The sequence below is a fragment of the Bernardetia sp. genome (genome assembly GCF_020630935.1).
GTDB lineage: Bacteria > Bacteroidota > Bacteroidia > Cytophagales > Bernardetiaceae > Bernardetia.
This window is the reverse complement of sequence record NZ_JAHDIG010000005.1, coordinates 93,834-113,529: the sequence shown is the minus strand read 5'-3', so window position 1 is coordinate 113,529 and position 19,696 is coordinate 93,834. Positions and strand designations below refer to the sequence as shown.

The 19,696-nt window shown below is 33.9% G+C and carries 18 protein-coding genes; 8 read left to right on the top strand and 10 right to left on the bottom strand.

Annotated features, from left to right (window positions below; translation table 11 throughout):
- From QZ659_RS02925 to QZ659_RS02915, 3 genes are all read right to left on the bottom strand, one after another.
- Window positions 1-241, bottom strand: a 241-nt coding sequence (locus QZ659_RS02925; RefSeq protein ID WP_291721605.1) for a hypothetical protein, incomplete at its 3' end; no start/stop codon positions are given.
- 61 nt (window positions 242-302) lie between these two features.
- Complete coding sequence (locus tag QZ659_RS02920; protein ID WP_291721600.1) at window positions 303-1,796, bottom strand: DASH family cryptochrome; 1,494 nt, start codon at window positions 1,794-1,796, stop codon at window positions 303-305.
- Between the two features lie 81 nt (window positions 1,797-1,877).
- Window positions 1,878-2,543: a hypothetical protein gene (locus tag QZ659_RS02915; protein WP_291721597.1), complete on the bottom strand. Its 666-nt coding sequence runs from the start codon at window positions 2,541-2,543 to the stop codon at window positions 1,878-1,880.
- Between the two features lie 249 nt (window positions 2,544-2,792).
- Here QZ659_RS02915 and QZ659_RS02910 point away from each other — a divergent pair, with 249 nt between their 5' ends.
- Together QZ659_RS02910 and QZ659_RS02905 are read left to right on the top strand one after the other, a co-directional pair.
- Window positions 2,793-3,068, top strand: coding sequence for a YiaA/YiaB family inner membrane protein (locus QZ659_RS02910; RefSeq protein ID WP_291721594.1), 276 nt, complete (start codon window positions 2,793-2,795; stop codon window positions 3,066-3,068).
- 113 nt (window positions 3,069-3,181) lie between these two features.
- On the top strand, window positions 3,182-3,961 hold the full coding sequence (locus QZ659_RS02905) for a hypothetical protein (RefSeq protein ID WP_291721591.1): 780 nt from the start codon (window positions 3,182-3,184) through the stop codon (window positions 3,959-3,961).
- Between the two features lie 153 nt (window positions 3,962-4,114).
- Here the strand turns inward: QZ659_RS02905 and QZ659_RS02900 are convergent, their stop codons facing one another.
- Complete coding sequence (locus QZ659_RS02900) at window positions 4,115-5,938, bottom strand: acyl-CoA dehydrogenase family protein (protein WP_291721589.1); 1,824 nt, start codon at window positions 5,936-5,938, stop codon at window positions 4,115-4,117.
- A gap of 739 nt (window positions 5,939-6,677) precedes the next feature.
- Between QZ659_RS02900 and QZ659_RS02895 the strand changes: the two genes are divergently transcribed.
- Entirely contained in the window at window positions 6,678-8,132 is a 1,455-nt protein-coding gene (locus tag QZ659_RS02895) for an NADP-dependent isocitrate dehydrogenase (protein WP_291721586.1), read from the top strand.
- 85 nt (window positions 8,133-8,217) lie between these two features.
- Here QZ659_RS02895 and QZ659_RS02890 read toward each other — a convergent pair whose 3' ends face one another.
- From QZ659_RS02890 to purL, 3 genes are all read right to left on the bottom strand, one after another.
- The gene (locus QZ659_RS02890) at window positions 8,218-8,868 is read right to left on the bottom strand and encodes a hypothetical protein (RefSeq protein ID WP_291721582.1); all 651 of its coding nucleotides are present in this window, start codon (window positions 8,866-8,868) and stop codon (window positions 8,218-8,220) included.
- Window positions 8,861-9,466 (bottom strand): DUF6940 family protein, encoded by a 606-nt coding sequence (locus QZ659_RS02885; RefSeq protein WP_291721579.1) that lies wholly within the window; start codon window positions 9,464-9,466, stop codon window positions 8,861-8,863. Before QZ659_RS02885 ends, QZ659_RS02890 begins: the two co-directional genes overlap by 8 nt.
- Before the next feature lie 101 nt (window positions 9,467-9,567).
- Window positions 9,568-11,796, bottom strand: a complete 2,229-nt coding sequence (purL, locus tag QZ659_RS02880; RefSeq protein ID WP_291721576.1) for a phosphoribosylformylglycinamidine synthase subunit PurL — start codon at window positions 11,794-11,796, stop codon at window positions 9,568-9,570.
- Between the two features lie 373 nt (window positions 11,797-12,169).
- Here purL and QZ659_RS02875 point away from each other — a divergent pair, with 373 nt between their 5' ends.
- The 3 genes from QZ659_RS02875 (at window position 12,170) to QZ659_RS02865 (ending at window position 15,422) form a co-directional block, all read left to right on the top strand.
- Window positions 12,170-14,011 carry an ATP-binding protein gene (locus QZ659_RS02875; protein ID WP_291721573.1) on the top strand — a complete coding sequence of 614 codons (1,842 nt, stop codon included), beginning with the start codon at window positions 12,170-12,172 and terminating at the stop codon, window positions 14,009-14,011.
- A gap of 151 nt (window positions 14,012-14,162) precedes the next feature.
- Entirely contained in the window at window positions 14,163-14,675 is a 513-nt protein-coding gene (locus QZ659_RS02870) for an Lrp/AsnC family transcriptional regulator (protein ID WP_291721571.1), read from the top strand.
- 192 nt (window positions 14,676-14,867) lie between these two features.
- Complete coding sequence (locus tag QZ659_RS02865) at window positions 14,868-15,422, top strand: hypothetical protein (RefSeq protein WP_291721568.1); 555 nt, start codon at window positions 14,868-14,870, stop codon at window positions 15,420-15,422.
- A 25-nt stretch (window positions 15,423-15,447) separates the two neighbouring features.
- Here QZ659_RS02865 and QZ659_RS02860 read toward each other — a convergent pair whose 3' ends face one another.
- The gene (locus tag QZ659_RS02860) at window positions 15,448-15,966 is read right to left on the bottom strand and encodes a GNAT family N-acetyltransferase (RefSeq protein ID WP_291721565.1); all 519 of its coding nucleotides are present in this window, start codon (window positions 15,964-15,966) and stop codon (window positions 15,448-15,450) included.
- 91 nt (window positions 15,967-16,057) lie between these two features.
- On the opposite strand from QZ659_RS02860, the gene QZ659_RS02855 reads away from it, so the two are divergent.
- Window positions 16,058-17,011, top strand: a complete 954-nt coding sequence (locus QZ659_RS02855; protein WP_291721561.1) for a glycosyltransferase family 2 protein — start codon at window positions 16,058-16,060, stop codon at window positions 17,009-17,011.
- On the opposite strand, the gene QZ659_RS02850 is transcribed toward QZ659_RS02855, so the two are convergent.
- A complete protein-coding gene (locus tag QZ659_RS02850) occupies window positions 17,006-17,476 on the bottom strand; it encodes a hypothetical protein (protein ID WP_291721557.1) in 471 nt (156 codons plus the stop codon). The genes QZ659_RS02855 and QZ659_RS02850 overlap by 6 nt on opposite strands.
- Before the next feature lie 56 nt (window positions 17,477-17,532).
- Complete coding sequence (locus QZ659_RS02845) at window positions 17,533-18,114, bottom strand: phage holin family protein (protein ID WP_291721554.1); 582 nt, start codon at window positions 18,112-18,114, stop codon at window positions 17,533-17,535.
- A gap of 251 nt (window positions 18,115-18,365) precedes the next feature.
- On the opposite strand from QZ659_RS02845, the gene QZ659_RS02840 reads away from it, so the two are divergent.
- The gene (locus QZ659_RS02840; RefSeq protein ID WP_291721552.1) at window positions 18,366-19,565 is read left to right on the top strand and encodes a DUF1343 domain-containing protein; all 1,200 of its coding nucleotides are present in this window, start codon (window positions 18,366-18,368) and stop codon (window positions 19,563-19,565) included.
- Window positions 19,566-19,696 lie beyond the last annotated feature (131 nt).

Genomic DNA, 19,696 nt, shown 5'->3' with positions numbered 1-19,696 from the left:
TTGTGCTGCCTCCTTCTTTATCTACTTGTAATAATTTTCCTTCTTCAAAAATTAAATATAAACCTTTCTGTTGTAAATAAAGCGTGTCGCTTCCACTTTCTAAAAGCAAAGAATAAGGATAATACCCTCCATACATCACCATTTTAGATTTCTCACTAGCTGTTATTTTGGTGTAGTCTTGAGAGAAAGTATTTTGGGATGAGAAGATTAGCAAGAAAAGTAGTAGGTAGATATTTTTCATAGTTGTTTTACTTGTGTATAACTGTCTGACACTTTAGAAGTGCCTTGACAGTTTTTGGTAATTAAAGTTTCACAATCGGATAAGGGTAATTTCCACCTAACGAAACCTCGTACTTTTCCAGTTCTTTGGGCGTAAGTCGGTAGAGTGTATGCACTAAATTAATTGGAACATCTGAAAGCTGTGGCAACCAATGTTTGACAAAATCAGCATTTTCGTCATAGTCTTTTGCCTGTTTGATGATATTAAAATAACGGTTTTCTCTTGGGTCGTTGCCTACGCCAGCCACATACGCCCAGTTTGCCCAGTTACTCGTAACGTCGTAGTCTATCAGCTTAGTTTCAAAATACGAAGCTCCCCATCGCCAGTCTAGTTTTAGGTCTTTTACCAAAAAAGAAGCTACATTTTGCCTTCCTCTGTTCGACATAAAACCTGTTTCGTTTAGCTCTTTCATATTGGCATCTATGAACGGGATGCCTGTTTTGGCAGTTTTCCATTTTTCAAATAGCTTCTTGTTTTGGTCGTTTTGAAAGTGTTTTTTCAGATTTTCTCTGTCTTTTCCATAGATTTTCTCTAAGTTTTCATCATCTTTCATTCCTTCCAACAAGAAAATTTTATTGCCATATTTTTTGGCTATCCACTTAAAATATTCTCTCCAAAGCAGTTCAAACTTCAGCCAGTAGGTAGATTTATTGCTCTTTACTTCGTTTTCATAACGCTCTACTTCGTTCCAAATCGTTTTGGCAGAAATACAGCCATTTGCCAACCACGCTGAAAATTTAGACGAATAATCACCTCCTAAAAGTCCGTTGCGTGTTTCTTTATAGGTTTGAAGCAAATCTGATTTAAAAAGATAATAGTTCAGACGCTCTAATGCTGCCGTTTCTCCTCCTTCGTATTTCAAAACAGCTTTTGGATTGTGTAATGAATTAATTTCTGATGCTGAAAAGTCAAAATCTTTGAGAGTAGGAACTTCAGTTGTTTCTAATTGATTTAAAAAGTCATTTTCTTCCGTTTCCTTTAATTTCTCTAATTCTTTTGGAATAGGAATCAGTTTTGAAACTGCCAATTCTTTCTCTACTTTCTTTCTAAAATTTGTAAACACGTTTGGCAAATCGCTAAGAGTAAATGGCAATTCTTCTTCCTCAAAAAGAGTTTGTTGAAACGTTACATCTAGCTTTACATCTACTTTTTCTAAAACACCTTTAACTTTGTTTTTCAAATTTATTTCTTCAAAAGTTATTTCCTTTGAGCTAAAGACGGTTTCTACTTCCAGTTTTTTTGCCAGTTTGGGTAAAATTTCCTCTGTTTTTCCTTTGTAAATAAAAAGGTCAGAATTATATTCTTGTAGTCTTTTTTTGAGGTCTTGTATAGACTCTAATAAAAAATTGGCTCTAAAAATGCCTGTTTTGGGTAAATTGAGTTCAGTTTTTTGAAAATAATGGTCGTCAAAAATATAGACAACAAAAACGTTATTTCCAGTCTGAAATGCTTTCTTTAAAGCAGGATTATCATTGAGACGTAAATCGTTGCGAAGCCAAATGAGCGTATTTTTCATAGGATTTGGGTTTAGTAACCGTCATTGAGGATATGTTTTTACACAAACCAAAAGCATCGAAAAACTGTTTGAGAAAATCATTTAAAAAACTACTCCCAATGCAAAACCAGCTCTTGGTAAAACTCCTTTATAACCTCTATCAAAAATTCCGTTATGCCAACGCATAATTTCTTGATGTTGTGCTTGTTCTGTATTCTGAAATTCTGTTTGTGTTTCTATATTTGTGCCTCTGTATCCTCCACCGACGTACAAGTCAAAGAAGAAATATTTTGCAAATGTCTGCTGAAAACCAAACTGAATACCTCCACTCAATGCCTCTATATCTTGTGTGCCTGTATAGCTGACAAAGCGTTCTCTTCCTGCATGGTCGAAATAAGAAATATTTTCGTAGTCATATTTTTGCTCAAACTGCTCTCCTCTTGCCCAAACTCCCACATAAATTCCTTGTTGATATGACTTTTCATTCAGATTTGTACGCACTTTAAAACGCTTGACATAAAATCGATATTGTGCCTCTGCTGCATATCCTGTTTCCTCCAAAAAATCATTATTTAATCCTGTAATTGCACCATACAAATTAAAACTTCGGTCTTGATATTTATTAAAACGCTGCACTCCAACTTGTAAAGTAGAGCGAAAAATATAATTTGGAGTAAATGAAATAGCTGTTTTTTTGGGTGGCAAGGCTTGATTTTGACTATTTTGCTGTTCTGTTTGTTGTGCCTTAGCTACTCCAAATATGAACATAAAGCTCATAGACAAAAAAGTCAGCAGTATTATTTTTAGAAAAAAAATCAATTTCATAACATCGGTTTTTACATTTAAAATCTGAATAATTTTATTTTAATAACAATTTATATCCATTATCAAAAGTCAGTTTTTTAATTTTATAGTTCAACAGACTACTTAATTACTCGTTAAGCATAATAAAACTATTATACTTCATTTTATCATTTACTCAATAAAGTGTGTGCTACACAAAAATAAACTTTTATTATGGACAACACAGAATTACATCAAAAAAATACAGCAGCTTGGAGAATCCAAACGTGGATTTCATTTTTATTTGCTTTCGTAGGAACAGGCGCAGGAATAGCCTATCTTCCAGCGGATTGGTGGATAAAAGGCTTTTTGCTTATGGGAATGGTCTTTACAGTAGGTTCAGCCTTCACACTTGCCAAAACCATCAGAGACGACCACGAAAGCGACAAAGTTATTAATCGCATCAAAAATGCTAAGACCGAAAGAGTTTTGAAAGATTACGAAAGTTAATTGTAAAATATTTATTCAGCGAAGCTAATTGTAAGTGGTAAATGAATGAAAATATGATTTACTTGTTCACTACTTACAAATAATTTATCACTAACCATTTATCACTAATTTTTATGAAAAAATCATCCTCAGACATTAGCGCATCTTTAGTGGGCATTACCTTTTTAGTTTTGATTGTTTTTGCTGTTTTGAAATGGCTTAATATTCCAACAGGTGATTTTATGGATTGGGCAATCGGAGTAGGTTGTTTTTGGTGGCTACTGCTCATCACCACAGTTCCTTGGAATATGCACTTTAAGGCAAAAGAAATTTTATCAGATGTAAAAGAATCTCAAAATACAGGAATTAGTGTCGAAAATATTGATGTTGAGTACGCTAATAAAATATCCAAAACGTATCTTTTTGTTGCTATTTTTCTACATATTTTGTCAGCTATTGGCTTGTACTTTTTAGCCAAAACAGGTGTTAGTGTAGTAGGTTATGTGGGAGCAGCTTTTGCACTTGCCCTCACAGCTCTTCGCCCTTCAGTAAGAATGTATGAATACATTTCGTATCGCCTTTCAAACATGAGCCAACGTATAAAATATCCTAGAGAAGACATCAATAAAGTTACGATGGATTTGGAAGATTTGAAATATAAGGTAGATATGATTGCTGAAAAACTAAACCACGAAAATCCAACTTCTTGGATAAGTAAAAAAGATAATGAAATACAAGAACTTAGAGAATCGATGCGACAAATTCGTCAGAATTTTGAAACTTTGAATGTTCAGATGAACACTAATCATCAAGCACTTGTCAAACAAACTGAAAATAAAATAGCCTCTCTTTCAGAAGATGCTCAATTTCTCAACCAAGCAAGACAACTTGTTAGGTTTATTAAAGAGGCGTAATTCAGTTATCAAAGAATTACATTTTGAATTATATTGTTTTGATTAATTGTATAAAAAAGCCTTACAAAAATTCCAAAAAGGAAAATCTGTAAGGCTTTTGTATTGTATATGAACTATCAATTCGTAATTTATAATTGATAATTCGTAATTAAATTACGCCCAAAGTTTATACGCATAATCATTTTTCTCAATCATGTGGTCTGCAATTTCGTGGCGAAGTTCACGCTGATTGATTGGCTCGTGCTTAGTAAAACGCTTCAAGCCCATCAAAAGAACACGCATCTCATCGCCTTTAGAGAAACAAGAAATCGCTTCACGTCCTTTTTGCTCTAACTTGTTTACAGCTAATTGAAGATAAAGTTTCGCCAATTTAGCTTTGATTCCATCTACACTTTCTCCATGCTGACGAACTAATTTTTCAGCACGCATAATAGACGTTTCTGCTGCATATACTTCAATAATCATATCAGCAACAGCCATCAAAAGAATTTGCTCATCATTAAGTTTTGGACCAAATGTTTGAGCAGCTTTTCCTGCTACCATCAAAACAGCTTTCTTCATACGAGAAATAAGTTCTTTTTCTGCTGCAAATGGTTGTGTACGGTCAATATTTGCTGGTGCAGGCATTTGAAGAAGTTCTTTTCCTACTGCTTTTGCATGTGAAAGAACATCCAAATCGCCTTTCATAGCACGACGTAAAATCATTCCTACCAAAAGCATACGGTTAATTTCGTTCGTACCTTCATAAATACGTGCAATACGTGCATCACGATACGCACGAGCCATAGGAGCATCTTCAGAGAATCCCATACCACCATAAATCTGTACGCCTTCATCTACACAGTAATCTAATGTTTCAGAACCGTGTACTTTAGCAATCGCACACTCAATGGCAAATTCTTCTACACCTTTGAGCTTAGATTCTGCTGCATCCATACCTGACTTACGCAAATATGTAATACGGTCGTCAATATCTTGACCTGCTGCATAACACAACGATTCTGTCGCATAGTTACGAGCAGTCATTTCAGCTAATTTATACTTGATTGCTCCAAAAGAAGAAATTGGAGTATTAAACTGCTTACGCTCATTTCCATAACGAACAGAATAACGAATCACTTGGCGACAACCATTCAATACGCCAGCACCCAATTTGATACGACCGATGTTAAGAATATTTACAGCGATTTTGAAACCATTACCACGCTCTGAAAGCATATTCTCAACAGGAACTTTTGTATCGTTGAAGAATATCTGACGAGTAGAAGAACCTTTGATGCCTAGTTTTTGCTCTTCTTCGTTCATTGTAATTCCGTTATAATTACGCTCTACGATGAATGCTGTAAGGTTTTTATCGTCTTCAATACGAGCAAATACAATAAATACATCAGCAAAACCACCGTTTGTTATCCACATTTTCTGTCCAGTGATAGAATAATATTTTCCATCTTCTGACAAAACTGCCTTAGTTTTTCCAGAGTTTGCATCCGAGCCTGCATCTGGCTCTGTCAAACAGTAACACGCTTTCCACTCACCAGTAGCTAGTTTAGGAATATATTTTTTCTTTTGCTCTTCGTTGCCATAATACAAAATTGGAAGTGTTCCGATTCCTGTGTGCGCTCCGTAAGCTGTTGAGAAAGAGCCTGCTGAACCTACAACATCTGCAATAAGCATAGTTGTGTTGAAGCTCATTCCAAGTCCGTCTAAATCTTCTGGTACACCAATCCCCAAAAGACCAAGTTCGCCAGCCTTAGTAAGAAGTGAAGGCATAAGCTCTGGGTCTTGCATTTTATCAATTTTCTCTGCAATAGGAGTAATTTCCATATTTACAAAGTCATCAGTGGCTTTTGCCATCATCTGCTGCTCTTCAGAAAATTCTTCAGGGATAAAAATATCATCTGCTGAAGATTCTTTAATTAAAAATTCGCCTCCTCTTAGGGCTTCTTTCAACGCTTCTTGTTCTGCTACGTTTGACATATATTTTTTATTTAGATGTTTTGATTTGATTTTCTTACCACAACTAACTGTATTTCAAATAGTTAGTTATTATTGGAAATATTTTTTTGTATGCTTGCATACCATTCTGACAAATTTAGTAAAATAAACGTATGCACGACGAATAATGTTGGAAAAAAATCGATATTTTTTTAAAAAATTATGAATTAATTTTGTCAGCCTTCTTTCTAAGCAAATAAAAACTAGGTAGAAATTATTTTTTTGATAGAATCAAATGATATTTTTAAAAATCATTGCAATGACTTTAGGTCAGTTGAAAGTGGGATGGTTTTGAAGCAGTAAGAAATTGGGGGTGTACGACAAAAATCTCTTTTTGTTGTATAGCAAAAAAATATCCTTTACATTTCGTTGCGCTGCAACTCCCAAAGAAATTATGATAATCCATTCTACAAATATGAGGTTGCGCTGCAACTTTTTCTATGCTTTTTTTTACAAAAAACACTTTTTTATTAGCTTTCTGCTTAAAGTAGCTGGCGTTTCTACCCTTACTACAACACAAGTTGCAGAGCAACGTTCTGTTGGTAGAATAAAACAAAGTACAGAAAAAAGTAGAGTTGCAGAGCAACGAAATATTGAATGTTTTATAAACAGGAAAATTTGTCATACACCCAGAAATCGGAATAAATATCAAAAAATACTATCTTTACGATTGCATAAAAAAATATCATTTTTTTTACTAACCAATAAACCCTAACTACACATGAGCGTAAAAACTCCAATTACCGTAGCACACGGCGATGGCATCGGTCCTGAAATTATGGACGCAACTATCAAAATTATTGAAGCTGCTGGCGCACAACTTGACATTGAAGAAATTGAAATCGGAGAGAAAGTATATATGAAAGGAAACTCAGCTGGTATTGCACCAGAAGCGTGGGATTCTCTTCGTCGTACGAAAGTTTTCTTAAAAGCACCTATCACTACTCCTCAAGGTGGAGGTTTTAAGAGTTTGAACGTAACTACTCGCAAAACTTTAGGTTTATACGCAAATGTGCGTCCTTGTATCTCTTACCACCCTTATGTTTCTACAAAACATCCTAAAATGGACGTGGTAATTATTCGTGAGAACGAGGAAGATTTGTATGCAGGAATCGAACACCGTCAGACAGACGAAGTAACACAATGTTTGAAACTTATCTCTCGCCCTGGTTGTGAGAAAATTGTTCGTTATGCTTTCGAATATGCAGTAGCATATGGTCGTAAGAAAGTAACTTGTTTTACAAAAGACAACATCATGAAACTTACTGATGGCTTGTTCCACAAAGTTTTTGATGAAATTGCAGCAGAATATCCTCAAATTGAAAACGAACATTGGATTATTGATATAGGAGCAGCAAAAATGGCTGATACTCCAGAAAACTTCGACGTTATCGTAATGCCTAACCTTTATGGTGATGTTCTTTCTGATGTAGCTGCACAAATCACAGGTTCTGTTGGTTTGGCTGGCTCGGCAAATATCGGAGACGGAATTGCTATGTTTGAGGCAATTCACGGTTCTGCGCCACGTCGTGCAGGTCAGAATATGGCTAACCCTTCTGGATTATTATTAGGAGCAATCCAAATGCTTGTTTATATCGGTCAGCCAGAAGCAGCAGAGAAAGCACACAATGCTTGGCTCAAAACAATGGAAGACGGCGTTCATACGTATGATATTTTCAAAGAAGGAACAAGTACTAAAAAAGTAGGTACAAAAGAATTTGCAGATGCAGTAGTGGAGAGAATGGGACAAAAGCCTACTCAACTTAATGCTGTAACGTATGACACAGGAAAGCAAATTGCTACCAAACCAGTTTCTACGAAGAAAGCTAAGAAAGAAGTAGTGGGGGTAGATGTTTTCTTACAATGGACAGAAGCAAATGGCAATAAAAATGCAAATGTTTTAGGTGATGCGCTTGTAAAATGTGAGTATGAAGGTTTGAAACTCAAAATGGTTACTAATCGTGGTTTGAAAGTGTATCCTAATGGTTTTGAAGAAACATTCTGTACAGACCACTGGCGTTGTCGTTTCCAAAAAGATGGCGAAGCTCCTGTCAAAAATTCAGATATTATTTCTCTGATGAATGTAGTAGATAAAGCAGGTTTTGACATCATCAAAACAGAAAATCTTTGTACTTTCGACGGAGAACGTGGTTACTCTCTAGGGCAAGGACAATAAAAATATTAGTCTTTTCATTTTGTAAGTATAAAAAAAGCTATCCAGTTTGGATGGCTTTTTTTGTTTTTTAGAAGATTAATACGTTTTATCTCAATATATCATTTAGTTTTTCTAATAAATTTCCTTCAAACAATTGCCATTGCTCTTCATTTGTGTTAAATAAACGTTTTACCTGTGACTTAGCTTGTTGCAAGTTCTTAAAACGTTCCCTCCAATCATAGCCCATTAGTCTGTTTTGATGAGTAACAAAGATAGAATAACCAAAGTCATGAGAATGCTCTATTATTAATATCTCATCAGCCTCTTCATATACTGGCAGATGAATTTTTGAGCTAAAATTATATCTTTTTGTTTTACACAAGTCTGAATAATGAAATTTCAGATTTCTTTCATTTAACTCTACATACTCACAAGAAATAGGACGAAGTTTTTTAAAGTCGTCTATCATTTCAAAAAATACAGTTAAAGCCTTTGCTTCATCGTATTCATTTCCTTGTAGTATTATATTTTTCCAACCTGCAACCGAACTTGTCCAGCCATATTTTTCCATAGCCCACTCATGAAAATACCAAAAAAGAGGATAAGTTTCTTGTTGTGTTATGTCATTAGAATAACAAGCAAAATTATATCCCGTCAAGAAAACATCCATTAGCGTAATGCTATTTTTTCCAAGATACATTGCAGGTCTTAATTCAATTAGGTCAAATATAGTATTGACTTTAGGTGTATTATTCAATTGTATTCAAAAAATTAGGGTCTTTATATTTTCTTGTTTTATAATACTTAGGCTTTGTATCTAGTCTAATGTGCAGCCAAATTACTCCTAGACCTGCCGTATTGAGCCAAATTTTTCCATTTTCTTTAATTTCTTTTGTTACTAGCTTTCCAGTTCTTTTGAACACTTCCATAATTTGTTCTTTTGGAGCTGCCCTAATGAATTTTCCTAAGTGATTATACACTTCTTTATCAGTTTTTTTAGAGGGAATAATAAGTCTTGCATTCTTGCCCAAATTCATAAAATCAATGACACATTCGTTTGTATAAATGTGTTCTTTGAATGCTTCTTCATTGACAGAAGCTGCTTCTAGTCTTTTACTTTTTGTTATTGTACATTCATATTTTTTATCCAAAAAAGGTTCTTCCAAACAGGGATGCTCCCAATGAAAAGCCTTGTAATCAAAGTTTATTAGAGTATTTATATAGAAAGTAATAAAATTGTCATCTGCTTGCCATAATTCAAACACTTCATTAAAAGTTAGATAACTTTCATTCTTTAAAAGATAAAACCTTTTTATTTGTTCGCTCTGCTCTACCATTTCCACTTTGTAATTCATAGTCAGTAAATTTGTTTTAGCAAAAAAGGACACAGAATTCTAAAAAACTGTATCCTTTTCAGTAAGTTATTAAATCAGCAGGCTAAAGCCTATTCTATATTTTAATTCAAATACTTTGGCAAAGTAGCCTCAAACTCTTCTCTTGCGTCTTCTACTGAGAGCCAAATCGTTCCATCTACTTGACAAACTTTTTCAGAAACTACACTTCCAAGCTCTGAAAAATCTACATTTTTTACTCTTAGCATCGCTTCAAATTCTTCTTTTTTGTCTTTAGCAACCGAAACGACTACTCTACTTTGGCTTTCTCCGAACCAAAAAGCATCTTTACGAACTTTATGAGAGGTAGTTTTGACAGAGAAACCTAAATCTTTACTTGCAGCCATTGCAGATTCAGTTAGTGTTACGAAAAGTCCACCATCCGAAACATCGTGAGCAGACACAATAAGTTTGTTTTTGATAAGCTCTAAAACAGTTTGTTGTAGATTAGACTCTTCTTCCAAATCGATATATGGAGCAGGAGAAGCCTTGTATTTATGGTACGAATAAAGATATTCTGATGAAGAAATATCGTTTCTTGAAGTTCCTAGTTGATAAATAATATCGCCTTCGGTTTTAAAATCAAGTGTCATTTTAAGGTCAATGTTATCTAAAAGTCCTAACATTCCGATAGTTGGAGTTGGAAAAACAGGACCTTCATCAGAAGACTGATTATAAAAACTCACGTTTCCTCCTGTTACTGGCGTACCTAGTTTTTCACACGCTGCTTTCATTCCTTTTATCGCTCCCACAAAATGCCAATATACTTCTGGAATATACGGATTTCCAAAATTCAAACAGTTGGTAATTGCGACAGGCTCGCCACCACTACAAACAATGTTCCTTGCAGCCTCTGAAACGGCAATCATTGTACCTTGTTCTGGGTCAGCATTGACATAACGAGAATTACAATCTACCGAAATAACAATATTTTTATCTGTTCCTTTTACATTTACAATCGCTGCATCAGACGGCTGATTGGTAGAAGTATTTGCTGTTCCGACCATAGAATCATACTGTTCTGCAATCCAACGACGAGAGGCAATATTTGGATGTCCGATGAGGAATTTAGCAATTTCTGGTAATTTATCTTCGTCTGGTTCTTCTATTTCATCTATATGAAACTGCTGAAATTCTTGATAATAGGCTGGTTCTGTATATTCTCTGTGATAAACTGGCGCACCACCTCCCAATACTAAGTCATTGGCTGGAACGTCTGCTACAAGCTCATCGCCTACATAAAATTCTAATCGTTTCGTATCTGTAACCACTCCAATTTTCTCACAGTTCAAATCCCATTTTTTGAAGATGGCTTCTAATTCAGCTTCTTTTCCTTTCTTAATAACAATGAGCATACGTTCTTGTGATTCAGAAAGCAAAATTTCAAAAGGCTGCATATTTTTTTGGCGTGTCGGAACTTTATCCAAATAGATTTTCATTCCATGTTCGCCTTTTGCGCTCATTTCAGAAGTTGAGCAGGTAATTCCTGCTGCTCCCATATCTTGAATACCTATTAAATGTCCTGTGGCGATGGCTTCTAAAGTGGCTTCTAAAAGTAGCTTTTCTTGGAAAGGGTCACCTACCTGTACGGCAGGAAGGTCTTTGATAGAATCATCAGAAATATCTTTTGAAGCAAATGAAGCTCCATGAATACCATCTTTTCCAGTAGCCGAACCAACGATATAGACTGGGTTTCCTACGCCATGAGAAGTAGCCGAAGCAATTTTGTCTGTTTCTACGATTCCAGCCGAAAAAGCATTTACGAGTGGATTTACATTATAACACTCATCAAAAAACACTTCTCCACCTACTGTCGGAATACCAAACGCATTTCCATAATCTCCGATTCCTTTTACTACACCACGAACGAGCCACTGTGTTTTGGGAGAGCTAATTTTTCCAAAACGAAGAGAGTTTAGCTGTGCAATCGGTCTTGCACCCATTGTAAAAATATCACGGTTTATTCCTCCTACGCCTGTTGCAGCACCTTGATAAGGCTCTAGTGCTGAAGGGTGATTATGAGATTCTATTTTGAAGCTACATGCCAAACCATCTCCAATATCTACCAAGCCAGCATTTTCTTCTCCTGCCTCTACGAGCATTCTGTCCGATTTTTTGGGAAGTGTTTTGAGCCAAACAATAGAGTTTTTATAAGAACAGTGTTCTGACCACATCACAGAAAAAATACTTAGTTCAGTAAAATTTGGATTTCTGCCCAATATTTCTTCAATTTTTGTAAATTCTTCTGCTGTAAGACCTAATTTTTGTGCTGTTTCGGTTGTCGTGATTTCCATAGTTTAGATAATGCGAATTGAAAAACGATTTAGAATTTGATTACACAAAAGTAGCAATTTTTAGAGAGTTTGAATAAACTAATTTCAACTGTGAGCAAGTCAGATAAAAATGTTTAATTCAAATGGACATAGAAAAAATCAATAACTTTCAGTCAAAATTATTTTTAAAAACAAAAACATCATTATAGTACTTCAAGTTAGTATTACTAGCATATTGTAAAATTGATAATAGGAGAGTTTTGAAAATCTCCATTAAACTAAATCTATTTTTTTATTGTATATTTGATGGTATTTAAAGCTATCAGTCATTTTTATAAAACTAAAATAGCAAAAACTAACATCAGATACATTTTTTGTTTATCTGTTCTTCAACATGGGATTTAAGTCATCTTTACGTACACGCATAACAACAGGGTTACTATTTCTATTAGGAATTATTATTCTTATTAGTGGTGTGTCTGTTTTTTATTTGACTAGTCTTTCTACTTCATCTAATAAGATTCTGAAAGAAAATTACCAAACACTATTTTTTATTCGTCATCTCACAGAATCATTTCAAGGAGTATCTTCATCTCAACTTCGATATGTGGCGCAACAAGGTTTTAATTACGGAGATTATAAAAAATCTGATATTCTAACAGTTGCTTATATTGATTCTTTATATCTAACAGTGCAGAGTGAGGAAGAAAAAATATATTTAGATTCTTTATCAAGAGGATATGATAAGTTGGTAAAAGACTTCGATGAGACAAGACAAGATGCCACAGTCACACTACCCAATATGAGTCTTTATTATTCCAAACTAAGACTTAATTTTTTACCTGTAAGAGAGTATTTAGATAAACTTAGAGAAATTAATCAGAATAAAGTCATAGAAAAAAACGATTCTATCCAAAAAGACACAGAAGAAGCATTGCTTTATATGGCTATCATAGGAGGTTTTTGTGTACTAATTACGGTTGGTTTTATTTTTTATTTTCCTGTATATCTAACCAAACCTTTAAATGACCTTCGTTTAGCAATAGAGCAGATGAGTAAGAAAGATTATTCTGCTCGCTTACACGTAGGCTCTACAAATGAATTTGCCAAACTTGCTACCTCCTTCAATAAAATGTCTAAAAAAATAGCTGAATTTGAAAGCATAAATTTGGGTAATCTCTTAATTGAAAAAAGACGGACTGAAGCTATTATAGAACATCTTCAAGATGGAATCATCGGAATAAGCGCACAAAATAAAATTATTTTTATGAATCAAGTAGCTGAAATTTTACTTGATATGTCGGAAGAGGAGGCAGTTGATGTATATATTCCAGACCTATTGGTAAATAATGATATTTTGTATCATATTATGGTAGATTTAATGGAAGTGAGCAAAGGAAAACTATTTGCAGAAAAGACTGTAAAAATTCCTTCTTCTGATAGAGATTTATTTTTTTCTAGGCAAGTGATTAGCCTTCCCGAAACCGAAGACCTCTCTGGGTTTATCATCATTCTAAAAAATGTTACGAAATTCACAGAAATGGATGCAGCCAAAACTCATTTTATAGCGACCATTTCTCACGAGCTAAAAACTCCTTTAGCTGCCACACGATTAAGTATAGACCTACTAAGAGACAAGAGAATAGGTGAGCTAAATGAAGACCAAGACGACTTAGTCGGAGATATAGAACAAGCTACTGAACGACTTTTTGCCCTTACAGGCGAGATACTCCAACTATCTCAAATAGAAGCAGGAAAAATAAAAATAAATCTGCAACCTGTCGAACTGGAAAGCGTATTGAGTTATGTGATGCAAGCTGTAAAAGTAGCAGCAGAACAAAAACGAGTAACAATAGAAGCGGATATTGCAACCAATTTATCTATATTTTTTGCAGATATTGACAAATTGAAATGGGTTATTATCAATTTCTTGACAAATGCAATTCGTTATGCTCCAACAAAGTCAAAGGTAAAATTAAGTATATTTTCAGATGAAGGAGGAATTACTTTTTCTGTAAGCGACAAAGGAAAAGGAATTGCTGAAATGTATCACCTAAAAGTATTTGAAAAATATTTTCAAGTTCCTGAACCAGAGTTAGAAGGCGATAAAAAAGGTTCTGGGCTAGGACTTGCTATTTGTAGAGAGTTTATAGAAGCTCATAAAGGAGAAATTTGGGTAGAAAGTCAGCCAGAACAGGGAGCTACTTTCTCCTTTTGGTTGCCCTCAGACACATAATTTCCAAAGATTATAATGCTATATAGTCCAAAAACTTCATTTATTTGGTTAGTATCTAATTAAAGTTTTATATAATTTTGTGTCTTAATTAAAACGTTTACTGGTTGGTATGCGTTATTTACATATAAAAACTAACTTGAAATTTTGACTTATGGCATTGCACTATAGAATAGACCACATAGATAAACAGATTTTGGAAATCCTACAAGAAAACGCCAAAATTACAAATGCTCAACTTTCTAAAGACATCAACCTTTCTCCAGCTCCTACACTTGAGCGAGTAAAGAAATTAGAAAATGCTGGCTATATACAAAGTTATCATGCTCGTTTGGATGCTCAAAAACTAGGCTTGGGAGTAGCCACTTTTGTAAGTGTGAAACTAAACAAGCACAACAAAGCAAGTAATGAGAGTTTTGTGAAGCAAGTACAGGAAATTGACGAAATTGTAGAATGTCATTATGTTACAGGTTCTAGCGATTATGTTTTGAAAGTAGTTTCTAAAGATATTGACTCTTACCAAAGCCTTATTATGAATAAGATTAGCGAAATTGCTGAAGTGGATAATATGCAAACTCTTGTTATTCTCAATACAATTAAAGATAGCGATTCGCTTCCTATTCCAGAAGTAACACCAGCACTAGTAAAGAATGCTGATAACAGCTAGACTTATATGTCTTGAAAAATAACTGACAGAATAGAAATAAAAATGACTATGTCATGATTTATTCTGATATAACTTATGAGGTTCTAAACGCTTTATTAGTAGGTATTTGCTCACATCTACTACTTATTTTAGTCGCAATTTTGTACTTTTGTAATTGAAAAACATCCTCACTAAAATTATTCCTATTCTGTCATGCATATAGACCTTACCAATTCCGATAAAAAAGTAAAACTCTGCCGTCAGGGCTTCTTATTTCTACGAAAAAAAGGAATCCACGAAGGTTGGCGTTTACATTCTGCTGGCTATGCTGTACTTCAACAAATGAAGTTTGGCAAAATTCAGACGCTTTATATGCACAAAATATTGGCTGATAACTTTGTAAAGAAACAAGATACAGACAAGAGGCTATTTGTTCGTATGTTGGATTCTAACAAACTAAACTGCCAAATAGATAACCTAGAGTGGGCTACTATGTCTGAGCTTCGTCGCCACCAAACCAACCATACTCCTAATAATTATAGAGGTGTTTCGAAAGATGGAAAAAAATACAGAGCCATCATCTACGACCAAGGCGAACGCATTTATTTAGGTGTTTATGATACGCCCGAACTGGCAGCTGTTGCTTACAATAAAGAATCGATGAAGCGATTTGGCGTTACAGAAAGTCTCAATGATATTCCTAGTCCTTTGGATATGAGTCCTCCTCCTACACGAAATGAAACACCCAATGCAAGAGGAAGAAAATAATTTTTTTCTAAATCAGAAAAGCAATTTAATCTAAAAAAACCTTGCTTTTATCCAATTTATCTAAAAATCTTACTTTGTAGTTATCCAAGTAGTCTTGGTAGAATTTACAGTTTATCCATTCTCCGTCAAGAGTAGCATCCCAACGTTCATAAAACTTAATGGCTGGTGTATTCCAATCCAATACTTGCCACGTCATCATGTTAGTCTTCTGTTTTTTGGCTTCTAAAATAGTAGCTTCAAAAAGTAGCTTTCCTATGCCCTCTCCTCTATATTCTTCATTTACCAAAAAATCTTCTAAATATAAGCAGCGTCCTTTCCATGTCGAATAACGAATATAAAACAATGAGAAACCTATAATTTTCCCTTCTTGCTCTGCCACGATTGCTCCGTAGGAGGGAGTCGAACTAAAGCCATCAAGAAGCATCTGCTCTGGTGTTGTAGTTACCTCATGTTCAGCTTTTTCATAAATTGCCAACTCTACAATCAGTTCAAAAATTTGAGGAACATCTTTTTCTGTGGCTCTACGAATGGTTGTTTTTTTCATAATTTAGAATAAAAATCAGCGTTTATCTATTTTAGTATGTAAATTTGTCTTGACAAAAATACACGAATTATTTTATCTTTTCTCTCAAAGTATGTCTGACCTTACTCCTTTACAAATTTCTATTGTTATACCTCTCTTCAATGAAGACGAATCGCTTCCTCCTCTGCACGAATGGATTGTAAAAGTAATGGAGAAAAATAATTTTTCGTATGAAATTATTTTTATAAACGATGGAAGTACAGATAAATCTTGGAAAGTTATTGAAGAAATTTCATCTCAAAATGCTAATGTTAGAGGAATCTGTTTTTCAAGAAATTATGGAAAATCGGCAGCCTTAGATGCAGGTTTTAGAGTAGCAAAAGGCGAAGTCGTAATTACAATGGATGCAGACTTACAAGACAGTCCAGATGAAATTCCAGAACTCTACGACCTAATTAAAAATCAAAACTATGATTTAATTTCGGGTTGGAAGAAAAAACGCCACGACCCACTTTCCAAAACGCTTCCTACCAAACTTTTCAATGCAGCCACTCGTGCCTTTTCTGGAATAAAGCTCAATGATTTTAACTGTGGACTAAAAGCCTACAAAATTGATGTTGTTCGAACATTAAATGTCTATGGCGAAATGCATCGTTATATTCCTGTGTTGGCAAAATGGAATGGCTTTACAAAAATAGGTGAAAAAGTAGTCGAACACCGTGCAAGACAGTTTGGAAGTACAAAATTTGGATTAGAACGCTTCACAAACGGACTTTTAGACCTTCTTTCTGTTACCTTTATCACACGTTTCAAGAAAAAACCAATGCACTTTTTTGGTACATTGGGTTTGCTTTCTTTCTTTATCGGATTTGGAATTGCTTTTTGGCTCTTGCTAGAAAAATTCTTGGGAATACACGTTCGTGAGCCTGTCGATATGCCTATTTTTTATATTTCTCTCTTAGCTATTGGTGTCGGAACACAGCTTTTCCTAGCAGGTTTTATTGCAGAAATGATTGTTATTCATTCTACTGAAAGAAATGATTACATTATTTCAAAAGAATTATGATTTGAAAAACTTATCCAAACCTAGTTTTTCTAGTTTTTCCATAGGAATTTGGTTTTTATATTTTTCTAATAACTTTTGAAGCTGTTTTTCTGCTACCTTAGATCCTTCTTTTTTTGCATACGCAGTCGCTAAAGGCAATAAAGTTGCCCAAGCAGAGGCTGCAATACCTTTCCAAAAGGATTTTTTTGCTTTTTCCTTCTTATAACTTTTATTTGAGGAAGTACTTTCTGGTGCTTGTAGATAAATGACTTGTGGTTCATTGTTTTTCTTTTTTCCAAATACTTTCCCCAAAACAAACCCAGTTAGTTTAATACCTACATAAGCCGAAGCTCCACCTATTAAAGCTAGTTTGGCAACATTGACTGTTACATTTTTTGTATCTCCTAATTGCTCTTTTAGTTCGTTTGTGTGAGCAGCTTGCAAGTTTTGTAATTCTTGTTTATGTGCTTCTAATGATTTGTTCATCGTTAAAAAAATAGTGTAAGGTAAAAAATATAAAAAAGGTTATATAATTGTAGCTATTATTCGCCTTTTATATCCTTCTTTATTTGTTCATTTAGCATTTCAGTTTCTTCGTTTACTTGTTCTATAAGAGCTTTTTTTGCTTCTTCCTCAGTCAGAGAAGGAGATACTTTTTCATGACGCACATCCTCCTTCATTATTCCTTTCTCTATATTTTTACGAGTTTCAGAGTTAGGATATAATATTTGAGGAATGGTCTTGAGTTCTAAAGGAGTTCCTTTTATGCCCTTTTCTATACCATCTTCCACTTTTCTTTTAATCATAGATTGCAAGGCTGCAAAAATAATAGCCAGCAAAACATAAAAACCCGTCAGAATAGAAAAACCTGTCCAATATTTCCCTCTAAAAAACCATTCACTAATACCAAAGCCCAACATTAAGTTTAAAAACAGAAAAATACAAAGTCCTAGAAACAAAAAACCAATTCCCTTAATTGCTCCATGAATAGCCTTTGCAGAACCATCAACTACCGATGTTTTGACAATTTCTCTTTTTAAATCAATATAAATCTGTACTTCTTTTGTTAGAGCATTTATTCCAAAATAGCTCTTAATTTGTTCTATAATTTTTTGTTTGTTCACGAGGGATAAAAGTTTCAGTTGAAAAAATGGAATATTGAAAATTATTTTCTGTTAGACGATAAAAATAGTAATTTTAAATAGTAGTAACTACTTCCCAACCATTTTTTTTTTAAAATGTTTGTTGAAGCAAAATTTAGTTCTAACATTTTTTTCAAAATATTTCCTTACCTAGACTATACAAAATGAAACTGCCCTTTATCTATATATTTCCAATACTATTGTTATTTTTTTCTTGTAGCTCTAATAATAAAATGGCGATATCAAAAGAAAATGACACTACTCAAATTCAGAAAAAAGAAGTTATTGATAAAGATATTGAACCAAAATTAGTAGTCATAGGTGCAGAACAAACAGAAAAATATTTCGATAAAATAAAAAATAAACGTGTCGGAATGATTGTCAATCATACTTCTGTGATTGATAATAAGCAAGACTCAATACATTTAGTAGATTTCCTAATAGAAAATCAAATTAATATTCAAACTATTTTTGCTCCAGAACATGGTTTTCGTGGAACTGCTAGTGCAGGGGAAACTATAAAAAATGGAAAAGACACCAAAACAGGAATTGATATAATTTCACTTTATGGGAAAAATAAAAAACCAACAAAAGAGCAACTAGAAAATATTGATGTTCTAGTCTTCGATATTCAAGATGTAGGCGCAAGATTTTATACTTATATCAGTACGATGGACTATTGTATGGAAGCTGCTGCTGAAAATGATAAGCAAATAATTATCTTAGACCGTCCAAATCCTAATGGTTTTTATATAGATGGCTGCATCAGAGAAGAAAAATTCAAATCTTTTGTTGGAATGCACCCAATTCCCATCGTTCATGGACTAACAGTAGGCGAACTTGCCAAAATGATTGAAGGAGAAAAATGGCTCAAAAATCAAAACCAATTAGGAGAAAATTTAATCGTCATTCCTTGCCAAAACTATTCTCATAAAGACAGATATACATTGAAAATTGCTCCGTCGCCCAACCTCCCAACTCAAAGTTCAATATTGCTTTATCCTTCTTTGTGTTTATTTGAAGGAACAACTATGAGTGTAGGACGTGGAACAGATTTTCCTTTTGAAGTAACAGGACATCCAAAATTCCCAAAGGAAAATTCTAACATCTCATTTACCCCCATCCCCAATGAAGGTGCAAAATATCCACCTTTTCAAGATAAGTTGTGTTATGGAATAAAATACACTCCAAATGAATTAGAAGGTAATTTCTCCTTGAAGCCTATTCTAAATTTCTATGAAATAATGAAAAAAAATGAATTAGAAAGTAATTTCTTCAACTCTTACTTCAATACGTTAGCAGGAAATGAAAAATTGCAAGCTCAAATAAAAGAAGGAAAATCAGAGCAAGAAATTAAAGCTACTTGGCAAGAAAATTTGGAAAACTATAAAAAAATGAGAAAAAAATATTTGCTCTATCAAGATTTTGAATAAATAAAAAAATACCTCAAAATGACTTGCCTTTAATTAAATTTTGACTAAATAAGGACACAAAAAACTATTGTTAATCAACAATTTAAGAATTCGTAATTCGTAATTCGTAATTTTTCTTTGATTTTACATAA

Bases quoted from the DNA above. Each gene is read 5' to 3' on its own strand.
- QZ659_RS02840 (WP_291721552.1), top strand. From the start codon at position 18,366: ATGGCGATATCAAAAGAAAATGACACTACTCAAATTCAGAAAAAAGAA.
- QZ659_RS02915 (WP_291721597.1), bottom strand. From the start codon at position 2,543: ATGTTCATATTTGGAGTAGCTAAGGCACAACAAACAGAACAGCAAAAT.
- QZ659_RS02905 (WP_291721591.1), top strand. From the start codon at position 3,182: ATGAAAAAATCATCCTCAGACATTAGCGCATCTTTAGTGGGCATTACC.
- QZ659_RS02870 (WP_291721571.1), top strand. From the start codon at position 14,163: ATGGCATTGCACTATAGAATAGACCACATAGATAAACAGATTTTGGAA.
- QZ659_RS02875 (WP_291721573.1), top strand. From the start codon at position 12,170: ATGGGATTTAAGTCATCTTTACGTACACGCATAACAACAGGGTTACTA.
- purL (WP_291721576.1), bottom strand. From the start codon at position 11,796: ATGGAAATCACGACAACCGAAACAGCACAAAAATTAGGTCTTACAGCA.
- QZ659_RS02885 (WP_291721579.1), bottom strand. From the start codon at position 9,466: ATGAATTACAAAGTGGAAATGGTAGAGCAGAGCGAACAAATAAAAAGG.
- QZ659_RS02900 (WP_291721589.1), bottom strand. From the start codon at position 5,938: ATGTCAAACGTAGCAGAACAAGAAGCGTTGAAAGAAGCCCTAAGAGGA.
- QZ659_RS02865 (WP_291721568.1), top strand. From the start codon at position 14,868: ATGCATATAGACCTTACCAATTCCGATAAAAAAGTAAAACTCTGCCGT.
- QZ659_RS02855 (WP_291721561.1), top strand. From the start codon at position 16,058: ATGTCTGACCTTACTCCTTTACAAATTTCTATTGTTATACCTCTCTTC.
- QZ659_RS02895 (WP_291721586.1), top strand. From the start codon at position 6,678: ATGAGCGTAAAAACTCCAATTACCGTAGCACACGGCGATGGCATCGGT.
- QZ659_RS02920 (WP_291721600.1), bottom strand. From the start codon at position 1,796: ATGAAAAATACGCTCATTTGGCTTCGCAACGATTTACGTCTCAATGAT.
- QZ659_RS02850 (WP_291721557.1), bottom strand. From the start codon at position 17,476: ATGAACAAATCATTAGAAGCACATAAACAAGAATTACAAAACTTGCAA.
- QZ659_RS02860 (WP_291721565.1), bottom strand. From the start codon at position 15,966: ATGAAAAAAACAACCATTCGTAGAGCCACAGAAAAAGATGTTCCTCAA.
- QZ659_RS02910 (WP_291721594.1), top strand. From the start codon at position 2,793: ATGGACAACACAGAATTACATCAAAAAAATACAGCAGCTTGGAGAATC.